Genomic DNA, 25,653 nt, shown 5'->3' on the forward strand with positions numbered 1-25,653 from the left:
GTCCCTAATTCAAATGTTTATCACCATTTTTAAAATAGCGACACGCCCTAGCAAAAAAGCATATAACACTCTTTATTGACGATAATAAGAAGCCATGACATTCAAAGACAAACTACAAGCCTATATCCAGCTCACGCGTTTTGATAAACCAGTGGGTATTGAGCTGCTACTATGGCCGACATTATGGGGCGTACTGTTAGCTGCCATGGGCCAAGCCCAGCAGCAAGGAGTTACAGCAGGTCTGCCAACGCTCAAGATATTTGTAATATTTGCCCTCGGTGCGATATTTATGCGCGCCGCTGGTTGTGCGATTAATGATTTTGCGGATCGTAAAGTAGATGGTCATGTGACTCGCACCAAAGGTCGTCCATTAGCAGATGGACGTCTATCTGGCAAAGAAGCCATTGCTGCATTTTTGGTACTGGTATTACTCAGCGGCATTTTGCTGTTTTTCTTACCCGTTGCCGTTTTTTATTGGTCGCTGGGTGCTGTTGTATTGGCGTTTATTTACCCCTTTATGAAACGCTATACCCATCTGCCACAAGTATTTTTGGCGGCGGCGTTTGGGTGGGCCATACCGATGTCTTATGTGGCGGTGCAGGGCGCTCCCGATATTTGGTGCTGGCTATTATTCTTTGCTTATATGTGCTGGACGGTGGCCTATGACACGCAGTACGCAATGGCTGACCGCGAGGATGATCTCAAGATTGGGGTCAAATCAACGGCGATATTATTTGGCCGCTATGATGTGATTATTATCTCAATCCTGCAAATGCTATTTTTGCTGATGATGGGCGCGGCTATGTGGCATTACTTTGCCCCAACAACGCTAGGCGTGACACCCGTATTCGGATTAGCATTGGTGGCGATGATGTTTGCCAAACAAAACAGCGTTTGTGCCAGTCGCAATGCGCAGGCTTGCTTTCAGGCATTCTTAGCCAATATCTGGGTGGGACGCTATGTTTTTGCCCTCGTTGCAATTGCTTGTATATGGACGACTCTAAATGGATAAATTTAAGAAGTTGTCGAGATTTAAAGCAAAGAAATCCTCTAATACAAATGGCTCAGTCGTCGATTATCAGGCAAAACTTGCTGAGCAGGGACTGACACGCGAGCAAGTCATTGCCACCGAGCGTAAACTGGCAAAGTTTGCTAATACAATGGATTCTCTTGTCCGCGTGCCTTTTACCAAGCAAGGCATAGGTGCGGATGCGGCGCTCTCTACCATTCCTCTCGCAGGGGATGTCGCAGGACTGATACTGACCAGCTATGCTTTTATACTGGGTCGTCAGCTGGGTGTTCCTGCCGATAAAATGACACCTGCGGTCAGACTGGCGCTGATTGATATGGTGGTCGGTATTGTGCCCGGCATTGGGACATTGCTAGATATTTTTATTCGCCCTAGCCGCAAGACATTGGGTATCGTACACGAGCATTTACATCAGGAGTATGGCATCACTGAAACCATGCATATGGATCGGCCTTTTTTACATCAGTCATTAGAAGACAAGCAGCAAGGCCGCTTTGGTGCATTTTGGCGAAATCCAATAGTAGCTTGGCTATACTTGCATATCCCTGACATGTTGGGACTCATCGTGATTGTATTTGTTGGCTGGGGAATTTGGACGGCGATAAGCTGGTTGGTCGGACTTTTTGGGCAATCGACTGGGTTTGGATAAATAAAATCATCTACCAGAAAGTTAAGTAAATACGAGTGAGTAGAGACCAGTAAATAGAGATAAAAAAGCGGCAACGATAGTAACGTTTGCCGCTTTTTAATTATTTAAGATAAGACTTTCAAAAAGGATGCAATTAGCACTTATTCAGTGACGACTTCTGCTTCAGCACTGACTGCATCAAAGCTAGTGACGGTATTGTTTTGGATAAGATCAATGGTGCCGCCACCTGCATGACTCACCAGTTGGATGCTACCATCGACTGAGCGATAAGTGGGATTGTTACCTTGTCCTTCTGGCGCGCTGAGCGTCATTTTTGGCTGGTTGGGGCGAGTGACGATGGCATTGAGCAACCCTGAAGCTGACGTTTCAAAAACGACCGATAAGGTGTCGCCTGCTTCACTTTTGTAACGGACATCAGTGATTTGTGCGCCTTTAATGGCCTGTTCTGGATTGGGCGATGTAGCAGTATTACTTGGTGCAGCGACAGTGCCTCCAAGGTCTTGCTCTAACTCAGTCAAGCTCACATCGCGCTCTGAATTAGCTTCAGTCTGTGATGGGTTCTGAGCATTCTCTATACTGTCATCCGCCGCTTCATTGACATTGATATTTGTGGTGACAGGCGTTGTCTGCGTTGACGTTTCAGATGGTGTTTCGGTAGGTGCTTCAGGTTCTGGCGTTTCTTGACAGGCAGTCAGCAGAAATAAACTCAAAAAAAGAGCAGAAGCTTTGAGACAGTGAACCTTAGCGTTTGTTGAGCTTAGTAATTTTAAGACAAAAGTGGTCATAATCAGGTTTATCCGTTAATAGCGCGCTATATCAATGTGGCAGGTTGAATCTATATTATTACGTATTGACCGTAATAACCAGCTTGCGCTGTCCGCTATATCCAGTCACGTCTCTATGCTCACATAAGTAAACCCCTTGCCACATACCTAGACCCAAGACACCATCTATCAGAGGAATGGTCAAACTTACCCCAAGCATCATGCTTTTAAGATGCGCTGGTAGATCATCCGAACCTTCTAAGGTATGGCGGTACTCTGGCTGATCGGCTGGGGCGATTTTATTGAGCCAATCCTCTGTGTCCAATCTTACGTCTGGGTCAGCATTTTCATTAATGGCGAGACTGGCTGACGTGTGTTGCAAAAACAAATGAACCAGCCCTGCTTTGGCGCTGGACGGTATGAGCTGAGCAATGGCTTCCTCGATGATAGGCGTGATGACATGGATGCCACGCGCGTAGGCAGGTAGAGTAATGGTGGTTTGGTGATAGCTCATGATGCTTATCTCATTGTCGGAATGAACATTAAATAAAGATATCACAAGATAATATGAATCGTCGAAAGCGTTGTTTTGATGTACATGAATATCATCCTAAATGATATTAAGTGAGCGGTGTTTGCAAACGGGTACGATTGGGCGATAGACGTGCGAGCATTGCATTAGATAGTGGCGCAAATGACCCTAGCAGCATACCCGCTAACGCTTCAGCGCAGATGGGTGCCAACGCATAACCTTTTGCACCCATTGCACTCATCGTCCAAATTCGCTGACTGTTGGTTAGTTGCCCAACGATTGGATGATAATCAGGTGTCTGAGTGCGAATGCCAGCGCGCCCTTGCCACAGGCTAGTATCGGCTGGCATGATAGATTCCATCTCAGGAATGGCAGCAACGAGCTTGTCCCGGCTAATCTGATGTTCTTCATCTCGAATGTCAGTACCTATATCATTGCGGATAAAACTTGCCCCTAGTAATAGATATGGCTTGCCAGCGGTGACAGTGTTTAGGTTATCATCGCCAGTCTGTGCATTGAACAGCGCACAGTAACCACTATATTTAAGCGGGATTTTTGGCAAATTTATCAGTTGCTCTAGGCTAGGATGAAACCAAGACAGCTGACCACGAATTTTACGGCAATCAAAAATACGCTTATCTAATTGATGACTCTCAAAGGCGGCGCAAATAACGACATGATCAGCAAGAATAGAGACAGTCTCCTGATTTTGATCACTGCCTTCAATACACACTTGCTGTTCAGTTTCGTTAATCTCACTCACTTCTAATTGCTGAAAGCGAATGAGCGGATGTGTCAATATAATAGTTTTCAATGCTTGCGGATTGACCAAACCAGACTGTGGTAAGTATAAGTTCTCTGATAAGTCTTGCTCTTTTATTCCACTAATATTCTGTGCTTGCTCATGGGGTAGGGTGGTTGCCATCTCATCAGGATAATCTGCGATTTGCTCGGTGCCAATATTGGCTTTCACCAGTAAATCAAGCGCTCCAGTCGGCTCCAGTACTGGCGCTGTATTGAGCTGTGTGGCTTTCTGATTAAGGTCTCGATATAGCCTGCTGCTATAAAGATAACCGATGGTATGCAAATGTTCATCAACGTGGTGAATTGGCGTCATTTTTGGGGCAAGCAATGCTCGAGGGTTGCCTGAAGCGCCAGCCAGAGGCGCCGTTTTGTCTAATAAAGTGACCGCAATGCCGCGATTGGCAAGCGACCAAGCCGTTAGCAACCCTGAAACGCCTGCACCAATGATGGCAGTGTGATTAAAGGTGCTATCTGTTGTTATCTGCTCCGCATCGTGGCTTTCGTTATCACAACTTTTATTATCACTAGTAACGTCAATATGGTTTGTATCGGTCATGATGGCGGTGAGCATTTCTCGCTTTCGACCAAAACCTTTTACCTTTTTGATGGCAAAGCCATGTTCCTTGAGCCCGCGCTTTACGATGCCTGCGCAGCTATAAGTAGCGGCGGTGGTATGCGGACGCGATAGGCGCTGCATCTGTGTAAAGATACTGTCAGCCCACAAGGTACTGTTGCAAGAAGGCGCAAAGCCATCCAAAAACCACGCATCGATATGAGGCTGAGGCGCAGACTGCTGAGAGCGCTCTATTGCCAGTTTGCTAAGGCTCTGGGCTGCATCCCCAAGCCATATATCGACCGTCAGATTATCATAAGAAAAGTCCAAACGGTGACAGCCTGCGATAAGAGGCGGGTATGCCGCCAAAAGTGGCTCAATCAATGGACCAAGCTCGGGTGCACGCTCACCCCATAGGGCAAGTATGTGCGTCAGATCTGCAAGCGGTATCGGGAATTTTTCAGTGGTAATGAAATGTAGGCGGGCATCTGCCAGTTGTGGGTAGGTATCGCGCAGCTGTCGCCATAACTGCCAAGTCGCTAAGAAGTTAAGCCCAGTACCAAAACCCAATTCAGCAATCGTAAAGCACTGCTTTGGTGCGAGACGTACCAAGCGATCAGGCAGCTGATTGTGCGCTAAAAATACATGACGTGTCTCTGCCAGACCATCCGCATGCGAAAAATACACATCGCCGAACTCACCAGACACTGGCACCATATTTCCAGTATCATCCATTTGCCACTCAACCTTGGCAGGTGTGATAATGTTTAATGGTTCAGCGTTTGTGTGATGAGCGATAGACATGGAAACTTCTTAGTAGGATGATTTACTATAATAAAAATGTTGTTGATGACAGAATCAAGTTCATCAAAATACAATGAGACGTCGTAGAATAGAGCAGGTCAAAGGCTAAATCTATAAAGAGCGCATCGCTTACCAGCGATCACGGCGAACGAACACCAGCCACGAGATAAAAATACCCACCAATAAACTGATCAAAACGGTAAATGCACCATACAAAAACAGCTGACCTTTGCTCTCATAGACTAAGACGTTTGCTTGGGTCTGCAAGTCGTTCACTTGGCGTTGCAATTGTGCATTACGGCTGAGTAGTTCTTGATTGGCCTCGGACAGTGCTTTAGTAGACGGTTGCAACTGTGCTGCCAGAGTATCATTGATATCTAGTGCTGAACTTGTTGCTGCATCGCCTACAGCAGGTTGATTTATAGAGGCTACTGTAGGATTCGCTGCCTCTGCGTTGGGTGCCGTTGGCGCGGCTTGCACTGATACTGCTGCCATCAGTAGCAGGCTAGCCAAGCTACTTTTATAGAATCGAGTATTCAAATAAAGGACTTTCTGACTCACGATGCAGCTACTTTATCAGTGGGCGCAGGCAATGCTTGGATAAATGGCTTGATATCCACGTGGCTATAAACGCCATCACGTAAATAAGGCTCATCGTTTGCCCACGCTTGTGCCGCCTCGATAGAGTCAAACTCAGCAATGATTAAGCTGCCTGACATATCGCTCTTGCCATGTTCGATCGGCGTTGGGCCTGCAATCACCAGACGATCTTCACGACTTAGCGCCTGTAATCGCTCAATATGTTCAGCGCGAGTAATCAGACGCTGTGCGCTGCTATTAGCCACATCATGACCAATAATGACAAATAAAGACATGGAACTTCCTTAGTTGATAATAAAACGTAATGATTGATTTGAAATACATCGTATAACGCTAACGGCTGATTACTTTGAGCTCTAAAAGCAGTTTTATCAATTATAAGACAGTAGCTGCAATCAGCGCATAACTGTTATTTAGTGGTTTTGTCCGTCAGCGCAGGGTTGAGATGCTTTTTGAGTACAGCAAACTGAGCCACGACGAATACCAGCATAATCGGAATCCAGCCATAAGTCTTGAAGTTAATCCACGCTTCATCTGACATGGTGAATGCTGTAATATAATGGAGTACAGCCATGAGGGCGAAGAAAAGTGCCCAAGCAACGGTCAGTTTTTTCCAACCACTAAGTGTTAAAGTAAATACTTCTTTCATTGCTAGCTGCATTAATGGCTTATTGATAGCGGCACTGACAAACAAGGTCAACGCAAAAATACCATTGATAATGGGCGATTTCCAGCGCAGATAGATATCATCACGCAGCAGCAATGTGCCACCGCAAAACAAAATGGTTAATAGTAAGACGACCCATTGTTGCTTATCAAACTTGCCTTTTTGGCGAATAAAGTGAATGGCATAAACAATGATAGTAGCGACGAGCAAAGCCCCTGCCGCTGCCAAAATACCGTTATAACGCGCCGCGATAAAAAAGGCAATCAAAGGGATAAAGTCTAATAATGCTTTCATAGCAAAGGTTGTGTCCAACAAAAACGTATGAGGTAGTTTACACGTCTACTGCCGCAAAAAAAAGCAATCAACACGATAATCCTGCGATATACGTCACCTACAGAGTAATACGGTCTTATTGCGAGCAATGACCATAGCGCTAACCAAATATAACCATCAAATACAGCAGCAATAGTCGCTAAATCCAGAGAGTTGGCTCAGACATTATCATTAATAATAGCAATCAATAGCAACCAATATGAATAGTGACTATCTACTACTAAATTGTTTATACGCTTATTTTTTAAAATATTAAGGTTTATCTTATGAAATATGACTTACATTGTCACAGTACCTGTTCGGATGGTACTTACGCACCAACTGAAGTAGTAAAGCGCGCGCACGCAGCGGGCATCAATGTACTGGCATTGACTGATCACGACACGCTAGTGGGCATTGATGAGGCAAGAGAAGCCGCTAATGCTTATGATATACAGCTGATCAATGGGGTGGAAGTCAGCTGTGAGCATACGTTGAGCGGCGGCTATGGCAAAAACAAATCTACTAATAAGATCATTCATGTGCTGGGACTGGACTTTACTGATCGCGAAAAGATGCATGCCACTCTGCAGCAACTACAAGACAGTCGGGCCACACGTGGTCAGCGCATCACCGAAAAGCTCAGTGAGCTGCTAAGCATAGATTTTGATGAATTGTGGCAAGCCATTCTGGATAAGGCAGGGGGTAATCCGCAAGCCGTTGGACGCGCACATATTGGGCAAGTGTTGTTTGAGCGGGGCGAGGTCAAAACGGTCCAAAAAGCCTTTGATAAATATTTGGCAGATAATAAGCCTGCCTATGTGGCGATCGAGGCGTTGACGATGCAGCATGGTATCGAGCTGATTCATGCTTGTGGTGGTCGAGCGGTGCTCGCGCATCCCACGCGTTATCATCTATCGGCCACACGAGTGCGCAAGCTGATTGGGGAGTTTGCTCAGCTTGGCGGTGACGCTTGTGAGCTACCAGCCACAAGTGAACCAATCAGCACGCGCAGAATGGTTGATCGTAGTATTGCCGAGCACAATCTTGTCACCTCGATTGGCAGTGACTTTCATGGTAGCAATATGCCGTGGCGCTGCTTAGGGGATGTGCCTATCTTAAATGAAGACCAACGCGGTATTTGGGAGTTGTTTAACACGCCTGCTTAGTCTGATGGTTTTATCATGTTTTATGGACATTTTAGCGGTTAGTCACTTTTGTGTTTCGTCGCCAAGATGACTGAGTCTTTTATGTGAATATCATGACGCTCAAAACTGTATATTCAAAAACTGCTGATTGATAAATAAATGTACAAAACAGATTGATAATACAGACAGAACTTGTAACACTTAAAGGGATATCTAGAAAAGTTTATAAAAGGTATGACGCCCTTTAACTCGATTAACTCGATCACAATGCCTGTAAAGTCAGTGCATTTATATTTTCTGCGGTAGCCCATCTATGGCTGTGTCGGTCTCTCATCTTGGATACAAAAAGCTCTCTCAAATGATTTTTGAGTGGCAAGCGGCTGATAGAACGTCATTGATGGCGTTATTTATTGTCATGGAAGTATCCTTGCATTGGCTGTGGTGTCTGTTTGTTTGGTGGCTACAAGATGCGCTCCATGCCTATGTCAATATGCACTATCTGTACCCGCTATGGCTGGGAATCAGCGTAATGGGTTTATTTTTCTTATGTATGGTCAAATATTTGCCGCACTCTGGAAGTAGGCGGGATATTTTAGACAGATGGCAAATCGCATTAGTGCTGACTTATACGTTCTATATTGCTACCGTCATCGTGGTGATAGGTTATAGCAGCTTGTTTGCTGGAGTATCGCTAGTTGGCGGTGCGATGCTTGGCATGATGCTCATCAAACGCCGCTATGCTTGGCGCATGTTTTGGCTACAAATCATACTTATGTTATTGGCCATTACCTCGCCTTATTTTGGTATCACTTTACCCAATCTGCGTCAGTTGACCGTTATCCACCCGTTACTAGAAATTCATAATTATTTGACTTACAACGAGATTATGGCGGTTGAAAATGCCGTTGCTGCTTCAGCGTTTGAAAATAATGTATTAAGTTGGGATAGTATCACTGAGATACAGCGTTCATCAGCTTTTTTTTGGCGCTCAACCCATTTATATTTAGCACTCCCGAAAGCGATTTTTATCGTTTATATATTTCGTGCTTTGCTATTGGTTTTAGATGATAGTAGGCAAGAAACCTTGCAGTATGCCAATCAAGATGAGCTCACGAAGCTAAAAAACCGTCGCTACGGCCTGAAGAAAATGAAGTATGCGTTGTCAACGGTACAAGACAATCAGGATTTGAGCGTGATGCTCTTTGATTTGGATTGGTTTAAACGCATCAACGATAACTATGGCCACGATGTGGGGGATCAAGTGTTGATCGAAATATCGCAGACGCTATTGCAGTCGTTATCAGATGAAACAATCATTAGCCGTTACGGTGGTGAGGAGTTTCTGGTTGTGCTACCAGATACGTCGCACGATAGTGCAATGGTGATTGCGGAGCAATTACGGCTTAGTATTGCTGAGCATATCATCAATGTCGGTGATGTGTTTGATTTTAGCGTGACAGCGAGTTTTGGGCTGTATACCTTGACCCATCAAGAAAGAGCTTGCATTGCCAAAAACTATAAATCTATTTTGGCAAAAAAAGCCCAGTCTCAATCAAATGCATCACCTCTTATCAAGCCGATTGCCACTCAGCGCGCTGAGAGCCAAATGGCATTCATGCAAAAACTGCCTAGCGACATCTGCCAACGTTTGATTAGCGCAGCAGATAAGGCTCTTTATGAAGCCAAGCACCGTGGACGCAATCAAGTCGTCAGTGCCAACCATATGTTTGCTGAAAAAAATGGTAGTATCCATTCACTCTACAAAAACCGCTAGCTGCCCCTCTGCGCTATCAATAACTCAATCATGAATCCATCTGCTGCACCAAACTTGCTAGCACGCTAGTGGCAAAGCTACCAGTGGTCAACGTAAAGCTCAATACCAATATCTGCTCATCCCGCCACTCCCAGCTTAATTGCTCAATAGGCAGTCTTAACGGGCGTCTTTGTGCTTTGATATCACGCTGCTCCAATCCCGTTGCTAGCTGCATGAGTAATGGGCTGTGTTGTACAACTTCGTTTTCTAACGCGGCTGCACTGCCACTGACTTTATCGTTACCTGTACCCCACAATACGGCAGTTGGATGAATATCGCCGCTACTCATACGAGCGCGTAACGTATCGTCTATCTCCTCACTGGTAAATATCGACCCCGAACCATCCAGATTAAATACTTCCCCTGCTAGGCCAGCGTCCCAGCTGCCATTACGAACTCGCGCTGCCAATATCTCATTGAATATCAAGCTACGGGCTGCCGATAGCTCCATCGTATTTTGCTCGCGCGGCGCACGTTTGCGTTTGCTCTTTTTGGGTTGCGGCTTTGGCTCGCGCGCTGGACGGGCAAATAGCGCCAACGCTTCTCTAACATTATTACCCTGACGACCAAAACGCTGTGGGCCAAAGTAGTTAGGCACACCTGTTTCATCGATGCGTGCTAAATGCTCCTCGACGCGTTGCTTAGCCGTCTGCTGAGTAGATAACGATTGCTCAGTTGATTCAGTGTTTTCATCATCATTCGTAAACTTAATATCACGCAAGGTAATGATAAATTGATTGGCACGGTGGGTACCGCGATTGAGTTTTTTATTATGCCAGTGCTGAGCCAGAATAACGACAGATTCATGCTCGCCAATATCTATCGGCGCAAACTCTGTAGGCGGCAACTGCTTTTTGGGTATACGCAGGCTAAACCACTGGGTCGTCACCGCATGACGATCCTTCAGTCCTGAGTAACCGACATCACGTAGCGGTATGTCTGCCCACTCTGACAACAGTTTTGCCAGATACGCGGTGTTCATGCCTAGTTTTTTAATATGCAGCCATAGATGCTCACCATCACCTGTCAACTCCAGCGGGAGTATTTCGTTGACCACAAAGTCGGTAGCATCCGCTTTATAAGTGGCTCGCTTTATCGGTTGAGGCTTTGGCTGCGGCAAGTTTGCGGTGTCAGTGACAGCGCCAATATCAATAACACTGAGATCAAAACTGTCGGCAGCCTGATTATTTGTATCGCTATCTGAGTCACTATCTGAGTCGCTATCTAAGACGGACTGAGGAGCAGAGTTGTTTTCAATATCGTTAGAGGTGTTTTGAGGAGTCATAAAATAGTCTTTTATTGTGTTTATTTATAATAAATGGAGATAGCAAAGACGCTGATAAAAACGGCGCAATTACGTTTTGCAACGCAGCAAGCATACAAAAAAACATCGTATATGCTGCGCGCTTGCTACTATCAATGCATAAAACATCAAAAATAATAAGGTAGGTTGAGTCGCTCTGAATGGTTAGGGCTATTTTCAACACGCTATCATCAGGAAATCATTATAACTGTTAAGGAAGCATTATGACCAAGGCGATGATCAACACAGTCACGATAACAAAATCGGATATTCCAAATGGCGGTATGAAATCGTACAAGCAAGACGACGATAGTATCATTTTAATCACTCGTGATGATGATGAGTTCCATGCATTCGATGGTAAATGCCCGCATGCTGGTGCAGATTTGGGCGATGGGTTACGGTGTGGTCATCGAGTGGTTTGTCCTTGGCACCATGCAAGTTTTGATAGCCGCGATGGGTCGCTTCTAGAGCCGATAGCGACAGAAGGTTTGAAGCAGTATGAGCTTATCAATGACGGTGACAATGTGATGGTTGATACCTCAGCCACGATAAACAAGCCGATAGAAAACGACAAATTGACGGACACTCACACCATTATCGTAGGTGGCGGCGGTGCTGGGTTTATGACCGCGCATCAGTTGCGCCAAGGTGGCTATGGCGGCAAAATCACCATGATTAGCAAAGATGACAAAGCTCCTTATAACCGTCCATTATTATCGAAAGCATTTTTGGCAGGGAGCATGGATGAAGATAAGCTATTATTGGGCGAATCAGATTGGGCGAGTAGCAACGATATTGATCTGCACCTGAATCAAACGGTCAGCGAAGTATTGCCCAATGAGGCGACCATTGTCATAAAAAATGAAAACGGCGACAGCACGCGGCAAACAGCGGACTTCTTAGTGGTGGCAACAGGGGCGTTGCCGATCACTCCGCCTATCAAAGGAGCAGATATAGACGGCGTCTATACCTTGCGTAGCATGGCAGATGCCAAATTGATCAAAGCGGCTAGTCATGACCAGCGCGTGGTAATTATTGGTACAGGTTTTATCGGTATGGAGACCGCTTCGGCATTGGCACAAGCAGGCACGACTGCTTCTATTACCGTGATTGGACAAGGCAGCCGTGTGATGAGCAATATCGTCTCAGAAACGGTGAGTAACGCCTTAATTAAGCTACATGAAGAGAAGGGTATTAACTTTGTGTTCGATGCAACCGTCAGTGAAATCACTAAGATTGAGCGTCAAGTGGACAAGGATGGAGATAGCAATAATCAGGCTTTCTCAAATGTAGGCGGTGTGACGTTGGCGAATGGCGAGCATATTGATGCTGATATTGTAGTCTTAGGTACAGGTGTGTCACCACGTACAGAGATATTGCATGAGGTCAATGATCCAGATGGTGTGCAAGTTGACGCTCATCTACAACTGCGCGATGGTATCTATGCGCTCGGTGATATTGCTAAACCTACTAACCAAATGGGTCGTATGCGTATCGAACATTGGCGCGTGGCGTTGCAGCATGGCATGGTCACAGCCGCTGCAATCCTAAACGATGACAATGTCGATTCGCTAGAGGCGCGCATTCCCTTCTTTTGGACCATGCAATATGGCAAAAGCCTACGCTATAGCGGTCATGCGCCAACGCCCGATCACAATATCCTATTTGGAACACCAGATACGCTCGACTATATCGAATATTATTTTGATGACGAAGGCGCGGATACACGTGCGAGTGCGGCAAGTACGCTTGGACGTGATAAAGAGCTGGTTGCTTTCTCTGAACTATTACGCCGAGGTCATGCACCAACGCGCGCACAGCTTAACGCAGGGTTTGATATGGTTGATCAGGCGCATGCATTATCGCGCTAGTACTATAGACAGATAAGTATTAGTATTTAAGCTGGCTTAGGAAACTAGGCCAGTTTTTTTATAAATAAAAAAGGAACACTATAATATGAATAAAAGTAATTTGAGCAAAGATGCCGTATTTTTACGTCAGGCTGACGCGAGTGATATTGACGCACTTGAGCGGTTATTGAACTGCTGCTATCGAGAGACAGCGGGCTGGACCAATGAGGCTGACTTAGTCGGCGGTATCCGTATCACGCCAGAGGAGCTGGCGAGTACGATTAATAATCCCGCACACTATCTGTTTGTCTATCCAAAAACCACGACAGGTGAGCGTGATGCAAAAGAGACAGGTGAAATACTTGGTTGTATCGCTGTCGATATAAAAACTGATGCCAACTCAAACAAAAAAGCCTATATCGGTATGTTTGCCGTGCATCCTGAACTGCAAGGGCAGGGCGTTGGCAATGAGATATTACAAGCGGCAGAGACGTTTGCCACACGACATCTGTTATCAACTGAAAATGGCACTGATAAACAGCCTGCACGCTTAACCATGTCAATCTTGAGCCACCGCCCTGAGCTTTTGGCTTACTATCAGCGCCGTGGCTATCAGTTAAATGGTAATAAAATACCGTTCCCAAATGATGGCAATAATGGCGAGCCTAAGCGCGATGACTTAGTGCTATTGGAGCTTGAGAAAATCGTTAACGCATAATAGCGGACTTTATGCGCCCCAAAAGTGACCAAAAGTCATAAACAGCCCAATGCTGAGCAAGATAAATGCCACGATAATTAAGCGCTTGAACCAGTTAAAAGCGGGCACGCGCGTGGCATTATCATCAGACATGAGAAAAGCGAATAAAAATAGCAAACTTCCTGCCAAGGTCATGATGCCTAAGCCCACGGGTAATATAAAAAGGTAAATCTGCCACACAGTCATCTCGCAACGGTCATTATTAAACGCATCATAGCAGTATCGGGATTGTGCTGTCTGTATGTGGTTTTACACTAAAGCAAAAATAGACAATAAAAAAGGCCATTTGTTAAAAATAGCCTTTCTTCTGATTCAGTCTGTCTAACGCATCGTCACAAACTCTTCTGCACCGGTTGGATGAATAGCAACGGTATTATCAAAGTCTGCTTTGGTCGCGCCCATCTTCACTGCTACGGCAAACCCTTGCAGCATCTCATCGACACCGTAACCGATGCCATGTAAGCCGATGATTTTTTCTTCCTCACCTAAGCACACCAGCTTCATCACGCATTTTTGGCGATGCTGCGTCACCGCGCTATACATCGAGGTAAAGGTCGAGGTGTAGCACTTAATGTTGTCTTTGCCATGTAGCTTCACCGCGTCAATCTCAGATAAACCAATAGTACCGATAGCGGGATGAGTAAATATAACCGTTGGTATCAAATCATAAATCAAATGCTCATCGGTCTTGTTGTTAAACAAGCGCTCAGACAGACGCCTACCAGCGGCGATGGCAACTGGTGTCAGATCAATGCTGTTTTCGATAATATCACCGACCGCGTAAATACCATCGACATTGGTATTTTGGAATTTATCGACTTTGATTTTGCCAAACTCGGTGGTTTCTACGCCTGTTACTTGTAGGTTGATGTTGTCAGTAGACGGCGCGCGCCCAATTGCCCAAATCAAGCAATCGACCGTATCAAGCGTGCCATCTTTAGTACATAGCTCTAAACAGCCATCTTCGTTTTTATTGACTTCGGTAAGGGTGGTGTTGGTATGCAGATGAATACCGTCTTGCTCCATCTCTATGAGCAAGGTCTCAACGATAGTGTGATCAAACGAGCGTAGCGGCGAATGCTGACGCACGTATAGATGCACCTCAGCGCCTAAGCTGTTCAGCACGCCTGCGATTTCAACAGCAATATAGCCTGCGCCTGCGATAGCGACGCGTTTGGGCAAATGAGTCAATTTAAAAAAACCATCAGAATCGATGCCGTGCTCTGCGCCTTTGATATTAGGCTTGATAGGATGACCGCCCGTCGCAATCAAAATATGGTCAGCAGTGATTTGCTCGCCATTGACCTCAACCGTATTGGTATCGATGAATTTAGCAAAGCCTTTAATCACTTCCACGCCATTTTTGGCTAAGTTATTGTCATAAGCGCGATGAATATTCTCGATGTACTGCTGACGGCTTTGAATGAGTTTTTGAAAATCGAAATTCTTTAACTCAACCTCGAATCCGTAGTCTGGCGCGTACTTCTCAATCGCCTCAGCGACTTGCGCGCCGTACCACATCACCTTTTTGGGTACGCAGCCCCAATTGACGCAAGTGCCGCCTAATTGCTCCGCTTCGATAATCGCGCACTTTTTGCCATAGCTTGCTGCACGGTTAATGGAGGCAATACCGCCGCTACCGCCGCCAATGGAAATATAATCATAATGCTTTGTCATTGTTATGTCTCTTCATTAAGTTTCGGTACAGTTTTGAACTCTATTGTAATGGGTATGGATAATCCATCTTACAAGTTTTTTATCATAAGGGTGTGCCAGCTAGCATCAGTTTATAAAAGTATTTAAACAAAAATAGCCTAACACATAATAATCTCATTTAAACCCACTTAAACCTGCCTAGACTATGGCACGCCGTCTATAAAATAACAGCCCAGGAATGGACAAGCCCAGTACCAATCCTGAGGTCACAAACAAGGCTTCGAATAAATACACCATCATTTGGCTAAATAACTCGTCTGAAAAGCCAAAGTAACCAATCTGCACCATACTGACCATTGCCTTATAAGCGGCGATACCTGGCATCATACAGATGACACTTGGGGAGATTAACGCTTTGGGCGGTAGGGTGTATTTTTTAGAAAAATACACCCCCAAAAAGCTGGCGAGCATCGCGCCAAAAAAGCTGGCCACCACCAGATGTATATGCTGATAGACAAGCGCTGTTTTAAGTCCGAATCCCAGAGCGGTCATCAGCAAACACGGCAAAATATAGCGTTTGGGCACGCTAAACATCAGCGTCCAGCCAAGGGTAATGATGCAAGACAGCACAACGGTCTCAATAAACCACATCTAAAACCCCCAGTGCTGTATGCGTAGTAACACCAGCGCCATCACGATGCCCACACAGGCGGACAAAGTGAGCATATAAGTAAACACCGCCCGCCCAACGCCGATATTGACATAGCCCTTTAAGATATCGGATAAGGAGTTGATCAGCGGAAAGCTTGGAATCAGCAGCAGCACGCTAGAGGCAACGGCGATATCGGCGTTATTGCCAATATCAAAGTAATAGGTCGTCGCCCCGATCAAGGAGGCGATAAAAGCGGTAGCAATGACGGTGATAAAAGGGTTAAAGTGGTGCTTGGATAGATAAATACGGGTAAACATCGCTACCATACCCGCGATGAAGGTCACCGCCGTAATCGACCAGCTGCCGCCATTCAAATAAGCAAACGCCGCACAAGAAGCGCCGACAAATATACTGACTAGCCATGTCGGATACACGGTTTTATCCAACTCATCAAACGCAAGGGTTGTGCGGTCAATCAAATCATTATTATTGATAGTGGCTTCGGTTTTATTGACGATTTGCTGGATTTGCACCAATAAATTGACATTGATGCTTTGGTTGATGGTGTCTCGGGTGGTGGTGATACAGCGCTCATTACAGATAGTCGTCAAAGTGATCGCATTGAAATTTAGCGAACACTCGACGCTACTCATTCCCAATGCAAACCCCAAACGCTTCGATAAGTCCACTACCACGGCAGACTCAGCGCCATACTGCATAAGGAGTAAGCCGCAGCGCACGCATAATCGAGTGATGCGTTGCTGCTGTACGTAGCTGATAGAAGTCATTGGAGGAATATGCATATTGGCTGCGATATCGATATGGATAGAGGTAAAGATAGCATAACTTGCCTTGCTTATTTGCTACTATTATAAAGCGTAAACCACTGTCACAAGGAGAATAAAATGCATATCGCTATCTTAACGCTGACTTTTGCGCTACCTGGCTGTAGCTCACTCAAAGAAAAGCGCCAACGTATGGGCGGCCTGCACGCGCGTTTTGGCAATACGCCAAGCGTTGCGGTCTGTGAGAGCGGCGCGCGTGATCAGCATAACGCCAGCGAATGGACGTTTGTGATCGTTGGGCTGTCTAAACGTGAGGTGGAGTCGCAATGTAGTCAGATTGAGGAAAAGATAGAACGGACGGTAGATGCGCGGGTGATGAATGTTGAGAGAGAGTTTATTTAATCAAAGCGATTTTATTATATTTTCTATTATCGTAAGTTATAGCTTAAGTGTGGTCTGATTTTTCTTAGGGTGTTTAACGGAATATTTAATGAAAGTTCTAACTTTGATAAAAATCACTCTAGGTGTATCTATTGGTCTTATGCTTTTGGCGTTAACTCAAGAAGCATACTGTACCGCCGAAGGTTGCATGCATTCAATGATGGCTTTTATTTTTGGCATATTTGGGATGTTCATTGGGGGTAATGAAACACTTACTTGGTTTGCTAATCCGTTATTAATTCTGGCATGGTTACTTATTAAGTATCGTAAAACATCTTTTTTATTGAGCTTATTATCTACTTTAATTGCAGTGTCATTCTTAATGTTTGATGAGGTAGTTGTTACTGAGGCGGGACATAGCAGTATGACTACAAGATATGCTCTAGGATATTGGCTGTGGGTAGGCAGTCATGCTGTCATGGTATTGGGCAATGTACTAATAATGATTAATGGACATTACTATTTAAAAACAGAAACGAAAAATGATTAAAATTTAGTGCAATCCTTGCTAGTAGTGTCTTCGATATTGAATATCGGTCTGCAAGTTAGGGTTGATGATTTATCTTAAGTTATGATGTTGGGGGTCGCAAGCTCCACGCCAACCTACGGATTGTAGGTGATTTCGTATTTAGATTGTAGGTTGGTGTCGAAGGATGAGACCCAACGAGATGGTTTTGATGAATATGAGACAGTTGGGTTTCTCTGGTTAACCTAATCTGCGAGCTAACCAACCTATAAGATAATATCGTAATATAAGGATTTAGGGAAAAATCTTGTTAAGAGTGATTCTAAGATAAAATCCAAGTCGCAATAGTAGATGCGAAAATAGCTTGAAGAGTAAGTATTGCAAACCAAGCTATAGATTTAGCGTAGTTCCAATTTAGTTTAGACTTAGCTTTAGCTAGAATTTTTTTATCACCATTGTTTAAATGTATATAACTTAATTCATCTATTCTATCAATCGAATTTTCTAAAAATTTCCCCAGAATTCCTCCTGAAAAATAGAACATACCAATAATACCAATGGTTGATACCAAGTATTTCAGGTTGTTCACATTAACAGTGAAATCTAAATTGATTACTTCAATTAGATAATAGCAAGTGTAAGCCGATATAAGAAACATCGCTATGCTTGTAAATATTGGAAACCAGTGTGATTTACTTTGTAGCAGCACTATAAATTTATTTTTCTTATTGAGCTCAATCTCGGATATCCAACTATCTACTGTAAGTAGCATGTTTTTAGCAACTATAGAATCTATATGCTCAATTTGAATAGTTATGATTTGTCCTTTAAATAATCGATATAACAACCTTGTGGAATTATTCGATTTGGCTTTATGTTTAGCAGCAATTTTAGAAGTTATATTTATTAAAATTTTATAAGGCTGAGGTTTCTCAACATTAGAAAGACCCAGAAGCACATTGAAAGTAATAACAATGTTTTCTACAGGGGAAGTACTGCTTTTGTCATATCCTTGAAATCTGTCAATAGATGAAAAAACCTGCTTACTGTTATCAATATGAAATATAGTTATATTTTCGTTTCTACTTATTAGACCTCTTGCAAAAGTCATAATTTAAGCTCGGAATTAATGATACCAGCAAACAGCTTCATTCTAAGATCATAGCGCTGACGACGGTTGCGATATTTATGAGCCACGATTTTAAACAACTTGATTAAGCCTATTTTGTGCTCAACCACAATACGGAACTTTGCCAGATAGTGATTGGCCTGTTTGCATATCTCCAATAACTGACCACCACGAGGTTTCTTAAATGGTGTGAAAGTTTGGTTATGTAGCTTTGCTAACCCTTGATAACCACTGTCTGCTAGATAGTTAGTGTTCTCAGGTAACCAATCAGGACAAGTATCTTTATACAGCTTAAAATCGTGGATTGACCCTTTACAGGTTTGCACATCAAGTATCAAACCGGTTTGCCAATGAACGATAACCTGCGCTTTTAAGGTGTGTTGTTTTTTCTTACCGCTGTAGTAGTCTCTTTGGTTTTTTTTGGACGCTCAATTGGGGTTTCGGTGGCATCGACAATGACGACGCTCCAATTGATGTCCTCATCGACACGACTAGGCAGCTTTTTAGGCAATTCAAACTTGCCAGAGTCAATCAGTGTGTCTTCTACTTTACGAATGATACGGCTAGCAGAAGACTCATGAATACCAAAGTCCATACTGATATGATAAAGCGTGCGGTATTCACGCCAATAAGTCAGGGCTAGTAGTATCTGCTCCTTAAGACTGAGCACACTTGGTCTGCCTGATTTGGTCTTAGATGCTTCATGCTCTTGCATGGCCTCAAGCATGTCATAAAAGGTGGCTTTATGAATGCCAGTGTAGCGTTTAAAACCAGCGTCACTTTGTTTGAGTAGCTTATCTATGTTTGGCATGGTTCTTAGACAACGATGAATGTTCTTCTTATTTTAATTCCCTCTGCTACTTTTGCAAGAGGTCTAATGTCGTAATCAATTTTATGCGACCATATCTTAAATGGTAAATGGCTTATATATGCGGCGAGTACATAAGGTATCTTTCCATGATTTTCTATATGCTTATAGGGGTATGGCGCATACTTTGGAGTAATATTAAAAGTGCCAAACTCAGCTATGAACTCAAATAAATATTGAGGTTCTTCGATAATATTAATAATAATATCAATTAAGTATGAAGAATGACCGTCTATATCTTCTTCTTCATCTGCAAGAAATAAATAATCATCGTAAGTGAAAGGTTTTGAGAGCCTACTTTTTGATCGTTCACTTTTAGAATTAATCAACGTTTCAATAAACTTTTTTAATATATAGTGAGCATCAAGATTAGTAATATTGCTTTCAGCTAAAATTGTTCTAATATTTAGATGGTCTCTAAACACAAAGTCATAGTATGTAAACTCAGTTTGATCGTCTGCGCTACGCCATATTGTAGCTATATCGGGATAGTCATTAACTGAAAGCTGAAGACTTTCATCAATATATAAAAAATGCTCGTAAACGCTGATAGCCGTGCTTGTGTCCATATTTCACACCCCTACACCCTTAAATTAAAGTAGGTGCAAGGCAGTGACAGCATAAGGGTGTGTAAATAGCTGTCGTTCGGGTAATTAGTCCTAGCCTTGCATAGTCGTTATGCCATGCCTTCGGTTTTGATGGCATTGGCAAGTGTATTAGTGACCCATTGGTTAAGGCTCATACCGTGGCTGGTGGCAATAGTTGTTACTTGCTCGTGTAGCTCACTTGGCACACGGGTTACAAACTTACCTGAAAAGGATTTGTAAGGCTCAATGCCTTGTTCTTGGCAAACGTCCAAAAAGGTTTGCAATGACTGCTTACCCTCATTTTCTAAATCGGCAATGCTGTCACCATAAAAGTCTGCCCCACCATTTAGCCCTACAAATTCTCCACGGAATAACCCTAGTTCAGGGTCATATTGAATAAGTGCTTTATGGTCATTAATCATCATAATGTTTTGCATGATTATTCCTCATTATTAGTTACGGGGGCGGTGTCTTTGGCTTCATCAATAGGGCTATACCCTAAACTATCTAGCCATTTACGAACGCTAGCGACTGCGCCCTTATCTGTTGTCGGTTGGGGGTGTGGTCGGTGATAAACTTGTACCTCACCATCTAACACTACAGCTATTCTTGATCCTGCCCGTTCGTTGACCTCTGCACCTAATGCTATAAATAAGGCTTCAATGTCTGCCCACTTTATATTTGCTGATATAGGCTTAGTAAAGATGATATTAAGTGTTTTTAGGTGCTTGCGCTGCATGTTATGTCCTTAGCTCTACGGTCATTATAGTATCATATAGTGATACTAACAACGGTTATTTAGCCTAGCTTTTGTTTCTGTCCTTTAAAGTCTGCACGGATCACATTATCTAGTTTGCCAGCATAGGCATCATCAATGAAGTTTGCCCACTGGTTCATCATGTCTATTCTGTACGGTAGGTGCTGTGCTCCGTTGTATGCCTTGCTGATCTTGTTTTCTTTTTCATGTGCTAGCTGTAGCTCTATTGCTTCGTGCATGTATTCCTGTTCATGTAGGGTAGTGCTGGCAAGTCCACGGAAGCCGTGCCCCGTCATACGTCCTTTATAACCCATGCGCCATAGGGCAGTGATAAAAGCGTTTGTACTGTATGGCTTACGGGTTGATGGATTAAAGAAAACGTACTGATCCGAAAAACCTAGCGCCTTGATCTGCTCCAGTATCGTCATGACTTGCGGTGCTAGTGGTACTAGGTGTGGTCTATCCATTTTCATCTTGTCGGCTGGTATGCGCCATATTTTGGCTTGGTAGTCTATTTCTGACCACTCCATAAGACGCAATTCTTGAGTACGTACAAACGTATAGCACATAAACCACAAGCCTAGCTTCACCAGTAGGTCACCCTCGTAGGCGTTAATATCTTGTAGTAGCTTTGGTAATTGCTGGCTGGTCACACGGCTGTGGTGCTTCACCTTATGCGGTTTTAATGCTTCGGTTAGGTCGGTGGCTGGGTTGAGGTTGGTTAAGCCCTCACGTATGGCTTGTTTGAATATCTGCCCTGTTTGACGCATTGCACGCCTTGCCATGTCACTAGCGCCCCTCGCTTCGATAGCTTTACCGATAGCCAAAACATCAGGCGCGGTTATGTCCTCTATGTTCATGTGACCAATGACGGGCTTAATATCGCGCTGGTACTGTGAGTAATCACGGCTATAGGTGGTAGGGGCTATGTGTGCTTTGCGGTCATCATGCCAACGCTGGGCTATGGTATCGAACGCCCTTGATCCGTCATTGTCGGCTTGTGTCTTTTTCTTATCGTCTTTTGGGTTGATACCATCAGCTATGAGTCTTTTGATCTCAATATTGCGCTTGCGTGCATCTTGTAGGCTCATGACTGGGTAAGTACCAATAGTGAGGGTTTGTTGCTTACCTTGCCAGCGGTACGCGCTGATCCATGACTTCACACCCGTATAACGAACCCATAATTGCAGCCCGTTACCGTCACTGTGTTTATCAGGTCGTTTTGTATCAATCGAGGTGGGGCTAGGTGATAGCTTGTTGATACTGGTATGGGTTAGGGGCATGGGTTTATCCTTTGTTGGTATTGTCCATGTTGGTACTGCTCAATACCAACAATAATACCAACATTCTATATGGAACGCCATACACCTATAAGACAGTGAAAACCCAAAAAACGCCCAAAGTAAAGGGCATACGGTCTATGACGGTATGCCCTAATATTGTGTTTGGTCGGAACGGCAGGATTTGAACCTGCGACCACCACACCCCCAGTGTGGTGCGCTACCAGACTGCGCTACGCCCCGAATGACTGACTATTTTACGCAAAATTATGTATATTGCAAGGGCTATTTATATTAGTCAAAATCTACAATACCATTCTGCCTAGCATAGTCAGTCTAATTGCTACGCTGCTCGTGTTAACCTAACAATTCTTTTAGAATTTGGTTCACTTGCTGCGGGTTCGCACTACCGCGACTGGCTTTCATGACTTGACCGACCAAACCGTTAAAGGCTTTTTCTTTACCGCCGCGATATTCTTCGACCATCGCTTCATTTTTTGCAATGACGTCTTCGACCATGGCTTTGATAGCGCCCGTGTCAGTCTCTTGCTTGAGGCCTTTGTCTTTGATGATTTTGTCTGCGGCGTCATCGCCGTCGCCGCCTTCGCGCTCGTATAGCGCACTAAAGACTTTCTTAGCCAATTTGCCAGATAGCGTGTCATCTTTGATACGCTTAAGCATACCAGCCAACTGCTTGGCGCTGATAGGGGAGTGGGTGATGTCTTTATCGTCTTTGTTCAGTGCGCCGAGTAAGTCGCCCATGACCCAGTTGCCAGCCATTTTGGCATCTGCTTGCCCAACTTCTGCGACCACAGCTTCAAAGTAATCAGCAATCTGACGACTACCAGTCAAGATACGAGCATCATATTCTGACAGACCAAGCGCTTCTTCAAAGCGTGCACGGCGAGCGACGGGTAGCTCTGGCATGGCTGCTTTGATCGCGTCAACGGTATGCTGCTCAATTCGGACAGGTAGCAAGTCAGGATCAGGGAAGTAGCGATAGTCGTTGGCGTCTTCTTTGGTACGCATGGTACGCGTTTCGTCACGCTCTGGATCATATAGCATGGTTGCTTGTACGACTTTGCCGCCATCTTCTAGGATGTCGATTTGACGCTCGATTTCACGATTGATAGCACGTTCGATAAAGCGGAACGAGTTTAGGTTTTTAAGCTCAGTACGTGTACCAAGCTCAGCGCCTGGCTTGCGTACAGAGACGTTGCAGTCACAGCGGAATGAGCCTTCAGCCATTACTGCGTCTGAAATACCTAGCCAAGTGACTAGCTGATGGATGGCTTTGATGTAGGCAAGCGCTTCGTGAGCAGAGCGCATGTCTGGCTCAGAGACGATTTCTATTAGTGGCGTGCCCGCACGGTTCAAATCCACACCCGTCATACCATCGACGGCATCATGGACAGATTTACCCGCATCTTCTTCTAGATGGGCGCGGGTAATACCCATACGTTTTGGATATTCGTTTTTCTCGCCTTCGTTGACCACAACATCGATGTATCCTTCACCTACGATAGGATTGGCCATCTGAGTGATTTGATAGCCTTTAGGCAAGTCAGGGTAGAAGTAGTTTTTACGATCAAATGTATTAAACAGACCCAGCTCAGCATTGACACCGATACCAAATTTTAGCGCGCGATCGACCACGCCAGCATTTAATACTGGCAATACACCAGGTAAGCCTAAGTCAACGATACTTGCTTGGCTGTTTGGCTCATGACCGAAGTCAGTTGGCGCACTTGAGAATATTTTACTTTCTGTATTCAACTGGCAGTGAATCTCGATACCGATGACCACTTCATAGCCATCGACAAGTAGCTCTTTACGCACGGCGTGCTCGCGGACGGCACTGTTATCAGTAGTAGCTGTACTCATTATACCGTCTCCTTTGCGATGGTAGAGTGTTGTAGATGATGGTCGGTATGCTGCTGGAACAAATGCGCAGTCGTAAGCAATTGACTCTCTTGCCAGTGCTTACCGATTAATTGCAAGCCAATAGGTAGGCCTTCTGTCGTCAAACCTACTGGCTGACTGAGCGCAGGTAGACCCGCTAGGTTGACCGCGATGGTATAGACATCACCTAAGTACATGGTCGCAGGGTCGAGGTCTTCTGCCAGCTTATAAGCTGCGGTCGGCGCGGTGGGACTGGCGATGACGTCACAATTGGCAAAAGCATCATCAAAGTCTTTGACAATTAAGCGGCGGATTTTTTGTGCTTTAGTATAGTAAGCATCGAAGTAGCCAGCAGATAGCGCATAAGTCCCCGTCAAAATACGGCGCTGTACTTCAGGGCCAAAGCCTTCAGAACGTGAGCGCGTGTATAGATCGATCAGATCCGTTGGGTTTTCACAGCGATAGCCAAAACGTACGCCATCGAAGCGTGATAGGTTCGAAGACGCTTCGGCAGGTGCTAGCATATAATAGGTGGCGAGCGTGATCTCAGGGTCAGTGATGTTTACTTCTACAATCGTTGCGCCCAGCTCTTCGTATTTCTTTAAAGCGGCACGTGCTGCTTGTTCGACTTCGCTATTAAGCCCTGTACTGAAATATTCTTTAGCCACACCAATACGCAAACCGTCAAATGGCTTATCACCAGCCGCAGCCTCTGCATCATTGATGTCTTGTACGTAGTTAGGTATGTCGTATTTGATAGAAGTGGCATCGCGTGGATCGTGCCCAATCATTGGCTGTAGCAAATAAGCACAATCTTTAGCGCTGCGTCCCATGCTACCAGCTTGATCCAAGCTTGAGGCATAGGCAATCATACCAAAGCGTGACACACGGCCATAAGTCGGTTTGATACCGGTTAGGCCACAGAATGAAGCTGGCTGACGAATAGAGCCACCCGTGTCACTACCGGTAGCAACAGGGACAAAACCTGCGGCAACGGCAGCGGCACTACCACCTGATGAGCCACCAGGGACGCGCTCTAGGTTCCAAGGATTGTGTACGGTGCCGTAGTATGAGCTACTGTTGTCTGAGCCCATCGCAAACTCATCCATATTGAGCTTACCTAAGCTAATCATGCCAGCTTTGTCGATGTTAGAGACGATAGTCGCGTCATATGGTGAGACAAAGTTATGCAGCATCTTAGAGCCACAAGTCGTTAATACGCCTTGGGTACAAAAGATATCTTTGTGCGCCATCGGTACGCCAAGTAGTGGACGCTGATCGCCTTGTGCACGCATCTCGTCAGCGGCTTTTGCTTGTGCACGTGCTGTCTCAGAAGTATGCGTGATAAAACTATTGATTTTGCCATCTAGCGCATCGATACGCTTGATGTAATGCTCGGTTAATTCTGCGCTGCTAAATTGTTTGTCTTGCAAGCCAGTAATTAGCTGCTCGGTACTTAATAAATGAAGTTCAGACATAAGGTGTCTTCCGTCAAAATGTGAATAGCATAAAATAAAATAGGATAATGGCAAATGCGTGGT

The 25,653-nt window shown here is 44.7% G+C and carries 27 protein-coding genes, 1 tRNA gene and 1 pseudogene; 8 read left to right on the forward strand and 21 right to left on the reverse strand.

What is annotated here, in order from left to right:
• Nucleotides 1–94: 94 nt before the first annotated feature.
• Both ubiA and AOT82_RS11465 read left to right on the forward strand, forming a co-directional pair.
• On the forward strand, nucleotides 95–1,012 hold the full coding sequence (ubiA, locus tag AOT82_RS11460) for a 4-hydroxybenzoate octaprenyltransferase (protein WP_071003097.1): 918 nt from the start codon (nucleotides 95–97) through the stop codon (nucleotides 1,010–1,012).
• Entirely contained in the window at nucleotides 1,005–1,679 is a 675-nt protein-coding gene (locus AOT82_RS11465; RefSeq protein ID WP_071003099.1) for a DUF4112 domain-containing protein, read from the forward strand. Before ubiA ends, AOT82_RS11465 begins: the two co-directional genes overlap by 8 nt.
• A 140-nt stretch (nucleotides 1,680–1,819) precedes the next feature.
• Here the strand turns inward: AOT82_RS11465 and AOT82_RS11470 are convergent, their stop codons facing one another.
• The 6 genes from AOT82_RS11470 to ispZ form a co-directional block, all read right to left on the reverse strand.
• Nucleotides 1,820–2,389 (reverse strand): hypothetical protein, encoded by a 570-nt coding sequence (locus tag AOT82_RS11470; protein WP_197496675.1) that lies wholly within the window; start codon nucleotides 2,387–2,389, stop codon nucleotides 1,820–1,822.
• Between the two features lie 133 nt (nucleotides 2,390–2,522).
• The gene (locus AOT82_RS11475) at nucleotides 2,523–2,957 is read right to left on the reverse strand and encodes a secondary thiamine-phosphate synthase enzyme YjbQ (RefSeq protein ID WP_071003102.1); all 435 of its coding nucleotides are present in this window, start codon (nucleotides 2,955–2,957) and stop codon (nucleotides 2,523–2,525) included.
• A 106-nt stretch (nucleotides 2,958–3,063) separates the two neighbouring features.
• Entirely contained in the window at nucleotides 3,064–5,136 is a 2,073-nt protein-coding gene (gene mnmD / locus AOT82_RS11480; protein ID WP_071003104.1) for a tRNA (5-methylaminomethyl-2-thiouridine)(34)-methyltransferase MnmD, read from the reverse strand.
• Nucleotides 5,137–5,265: 129 nt separating this feature from the next.
• The gene (locus tag AOT82_RS11485) at nucleotides 5,266–5,697 is read right to left on the reverse strand and encodes a hypothetical protein (RefSeq protein ID WP_071003106.1); all 432 of its coding nucleotides are present in this window, start codon (nucleotides 5,695–5,697) and stop codon (nucleotides 5,266–5,268) included.
• Nucleotides 5,694–6,011: a YciI family protein gene (locus tag AOT82_RS11490; protein WP_071003108.1), complete on the reverse strand. Its 318-nt coding sequence runs from the start codon at nucleotides 6,009–6,011 to the stop codon at nucleotides 5,694–5,696. The genes AOT82_RS11485 and AOT82_RS11490 overlap by 4 nt, the downstream gene beginning before the upstream one ends.
• A gap of 134 nt (nucleotides 6,012–6,145) precedes the next feature.
• Complete coding sequence (gene ispZ, locus AOT82_RS11495) at nucleotides 6,146–6,697, reverse strand: septation protein IspZ (RefSeq protein ID WP_071003109.1); 552 nt, start codon at nucleotides 6,695–6,697, stop codon at nucleotides 6,146–6,148.
• A gap of 305 nt (nucleotides 6,698–7,002) precedes the next feature.
• On the opposite strand from ispZ, the gene AOT82_RS11500 reads away from it, so the two are divergent.
• Both AOT82_RS11500 and AOT82_RS11505 read left to right on the forward strand, forming a co-directional pair.
• Nucleotides 7,003–7,884 (forward strand): PHP domain-containing protein, encoded by an 882-nt coding sequence (locus tag AOT82_RS11500; RefSeq protein ID WP_071003111.1) that lies wholly within the window; start codon nucleotides 7,003–7,005, stop codon nucleotides 7,882–7,884.
• A gap of 292 nt (nucleotides 7,885–8,176) precedes the next feature.
• Nucleotides 8,177–9,637: a GGDEF domain-containing protein gene (locus AOT82_RS11505; protein ID WP_083328936.1), complete on the forward strand. Its 1,461-nt coding sequence runs from the start codon at nucleotides 8,177–8,179 to the stop codon at nucleotides 9,635–9,637.
• A gap of 28 nt (nucleotides 9,638–9,665) precedes the next feature.
• Here AOT82_RS11505 and truD read toward each other — a convergent pair whose 3' ends face one another.
• A complete protein-coding gene (gene truD / locus AOT82_RS11510) occupies nucleotides 9,666–10,961 on the reverse strand; it encodes a tRNA pseudouridine(13) synthase TruD (protein ID WP_083328937.1) in 1,296 nt (431 codons plus the stop codon).
• Nucleotides 10,962–11,203: 242 nt separating this feature from the next.
• On the opposite strand from truD, the gene AOT82_RS11515 reads away from it, so the two are divergent.
• On the forward strand, nucleotides 11,204–12,853 hold the full coding sequence (locus AOT82_RS11515) for an FAD-dependent oxidoreductase (RefSeq protein WP_071003113.1): 1,650 nt from the start codon (nucleotides 11,204–11,206) through the stop codon (nucleotides 12,851–12,853).
• A gap of 85 nt (nucleotides 12,854–12,938) precedes the next feature.
• Nucleotides 12,939–13,550: a GNAT family N-acetyltransferase gene (locus tag AOT82_RS11520; protein WP_071003115.1), complete on the forward strand. Its 612-nt coding sequence runs from the start codon at nucleotides 12,939–12,941 to the stop codon at nucleotides 13,548–13,550.
• A gap of 9 nt (nucleotides 13,551–13,559) precedes the next feature.
• Here AOT82_RS11520 and AOT82_RS14265 read toward each other — a convergent pair whose 3' ends face one another.
• The 4 genes from AOT82_RS14265 to AOT82_RS11540 all read right to left on the reverse strand — a co-directional run bounded on the left by AOT82_RS14265 (nucleotide 13,560) and on the right by AOT82_RS11540 (nucleotide 16,685).
• Entirely contained in the window at nucleotides 13,560–13,682 is a 123-nt protein-coding gene (locus tag AOT82_RS14265) for a hypothetical protein (RefSeq protein WP_257785219.1), read from the reverse strand.
• A gap of 228 nt (nucleotides 13,683–13,910) precedes the next feature.
• Nucleotides 13,911–15,266, reverse strand: a complete 1,356-nt coding sequence (gene gorA / locus AOT82_RS11530) for a glutathione-disulfide reductase (RefSeq protein ID WP_071003119.1) — start codon at nucleotides 15,264–15,266, stop codon at nucleotides 13,911–13,913.
• 177 nt (nucleotides 15,267–15,443) lie between these two features.
• Nucleotides 15,444–15,896 carry a threonine/serine exporter family protein gene (locus AOT82_RS11535; RefSeq protein WP_025645976.1) on the reverse strand — a complete coding sequence of 151 codons (453 nt, stop codon included), beginning with the start codon at nucleotides 15,894–15,896 and terminating at the stop codon, nucleotides 15,444–15,446.
• Entirely contained in the window at nucleotides 15,897–16,685 is a 789-nt protein-coding gene (locus AOT82_RS11540; RefSeq protein ID WP_025645975.1) for a threonine/serine ThrE exporter family protein, read from the reverse strand.
• A gap of 117 nt (nucleotides 16,686–16,802) precedes the next feature.
• Between AOT82_RS11540 and AOT82_RS11545 the strand changes: the two genes are divergently transcribed.
• A complete protein-coding gene (locus AOT82_RS11545) occupies nucleotides 16,803–17,084 on the forward strand; it encodes a DUF503 domain-containing protein (protein WP_071003121.1) in 282 nt (93 codons plus the stop codon).
• Nucleotides 17,085–17,172: 88 nt separating this feature from the next.
• Nucleotides 17,173–17,613 carry a hypothetical protein gene (locus AOT82_RS11550; RefSeq protein ID WP_071003125.1) on the forward strand — a complete coding sequence of 147 codons (441 nt, stop codon included), beginning with the start codon at nucleotides 17,173–17,175 and terminating at the stop codon, nucleotides 17,611–17,613.
• Between the two features lie 298 nt (nucleotides 17,614–17,911).
• Here the strand turns inward: AOT82_RS11550 and AOT82_RS11555 are convergent, their stop codons facing one another.
• The 10 genes and pseudogenes from AOT82_RS11555 to gatA form a co-directional block, all read right to left on the reverse strand.
• The gene (locus tag AOT82_RS11555; protein ID WP_071003126.1) at nucleotides 17,912–18,700 is read right to left on the reverse strand and encodes a hypothetical protein; all 789 of its coding nucleotides are present in this window, start codon (nucleotides 18,698–18,700) and stop codon (nucleotides 17,912–17,914) included.
• A pseudogene (locus AOT82_RS11560) lies at nucleotides 18,697–19,080 on the reverse strand (transposase family protein); the annotation flags it as partial. The gene AOT82_RS11555 and the pseudogene AOT82_RS11560, both read right to left, overlap by 4 nt.
• Before the next feature lie 8 nt (nucleotides 19,081–19,088).
• Entirely contained in the window at nucleotides 19,089–19,529 is a 441-nt protein-coding gene (locus AOT82_RS11565) for an IS5/IS1182 family transposase (RefSeq protein ID WP_071002207.1), read from the reverse strand.
• 5 nt (nucleotides 19,530–19,534) lie between these two features.
• The gene (locus AOT82_RS11570; RefSeq protein WP_071003128.1) at nucleotides 19,535–20,155 is read right to left on the reverse strand and encodes a hypothetical protein; all 621 of its coding nucleotides are present in this window, start codon (nucleotides 20,153–20,155) and stop codon (nucleotides 19,535–19,537) included.
• Between the two features lie 107 nt (nucleotides 20,156–20,262).
• A complete protein-coding gene (locus AOT82_RS11575; protein ID WP_071003129.1) occupies nucleotides 20,263–20,610 on the reverse strand; it encodes a type II toxin-antitoxin system HicB family antitoxin in 348 nt (115 codons plus the stop codon).
• A gap of 2 nt (nucleotides 20,611–20,612) precedes the next feature.
• The gene (locus AOT82_RS11580) at nucleotides 20,613–20,912 is read right to left on the reverse strand and encodes a type II toxin-antitoxin system HicA family toxin (RefSeq protein WP_071003130.1); all 300 of its coding nucleotides are present in this window, start codon (nucleotides 20,910–20,912) and stop codon (nucleotides 20,613–20,615) included.
• 59 nt (nucleotides 20,913–20,971) lie between these two features.
• Nucleotides 20,972–22,213, reverse strand: a complete 1,242-nt coding sequence (locus tag AOT82_RS11585) for a tyrosine-type recombinase/integrase (RefSeq protein WP_071003131.1) — start codon at nucleotides 22,211–22,213, stop codon at nucleotides 20,972–20,974.
• 163 nt (nucleotides 22,214–22,376) lie between these two features.
• Nucleotides 22,377–22,453: transfer RNA gene (locus tag AOT82_RS11590), tRNA-Pro, on the reverse strand.
• A gap of 114 nt (nucleotides 22,454–22,567) precedes the next feature.
• Nucleotides 22,568–24,094 (reverse strand): Asp-tRNA(Asn)/Glu-tRNA(Gln) amidotransferase subunit GatB, encoded by a 1,527-nt coding sequence (gatB, locus tag AOT82_RS11595; protein WP_071003132.1) that lies wholly within the window; start codon nucleotides 24,092–24,094, stop codon nucleotides 22,568–22,570.
• Nucleotides 24,094–25,590, reverse strand: a complete 1,497-nt coding sequence (gene gatA / locus AOT82_RS11600) for an Asp-tRNA(Asn)/Glu-tRNA(Gln) amidotransferase subunit GatA (protein ID WP_071003134.1) — start codon at nucleotides 25,588–25,590, stop codon at nucleotides 24,094–24,096. Before gatA ends, gatB begins: the two co-directional genes overlap by 1 nt.
• Nucleotides 25,591–25,653 lie beyond the last annotated feature (63 nt).

Source organism: Psychrobacter sp. AntiMn-1 (genome assembly GCF_001854065.1).
Taxonomy (GTDB): Bacteria; Pseudomonadota; Gammaproteobacteria; order Pseudomonadales; family Moraxellaceae; genus Psychrobacter; species Psychrobacter pacificensis.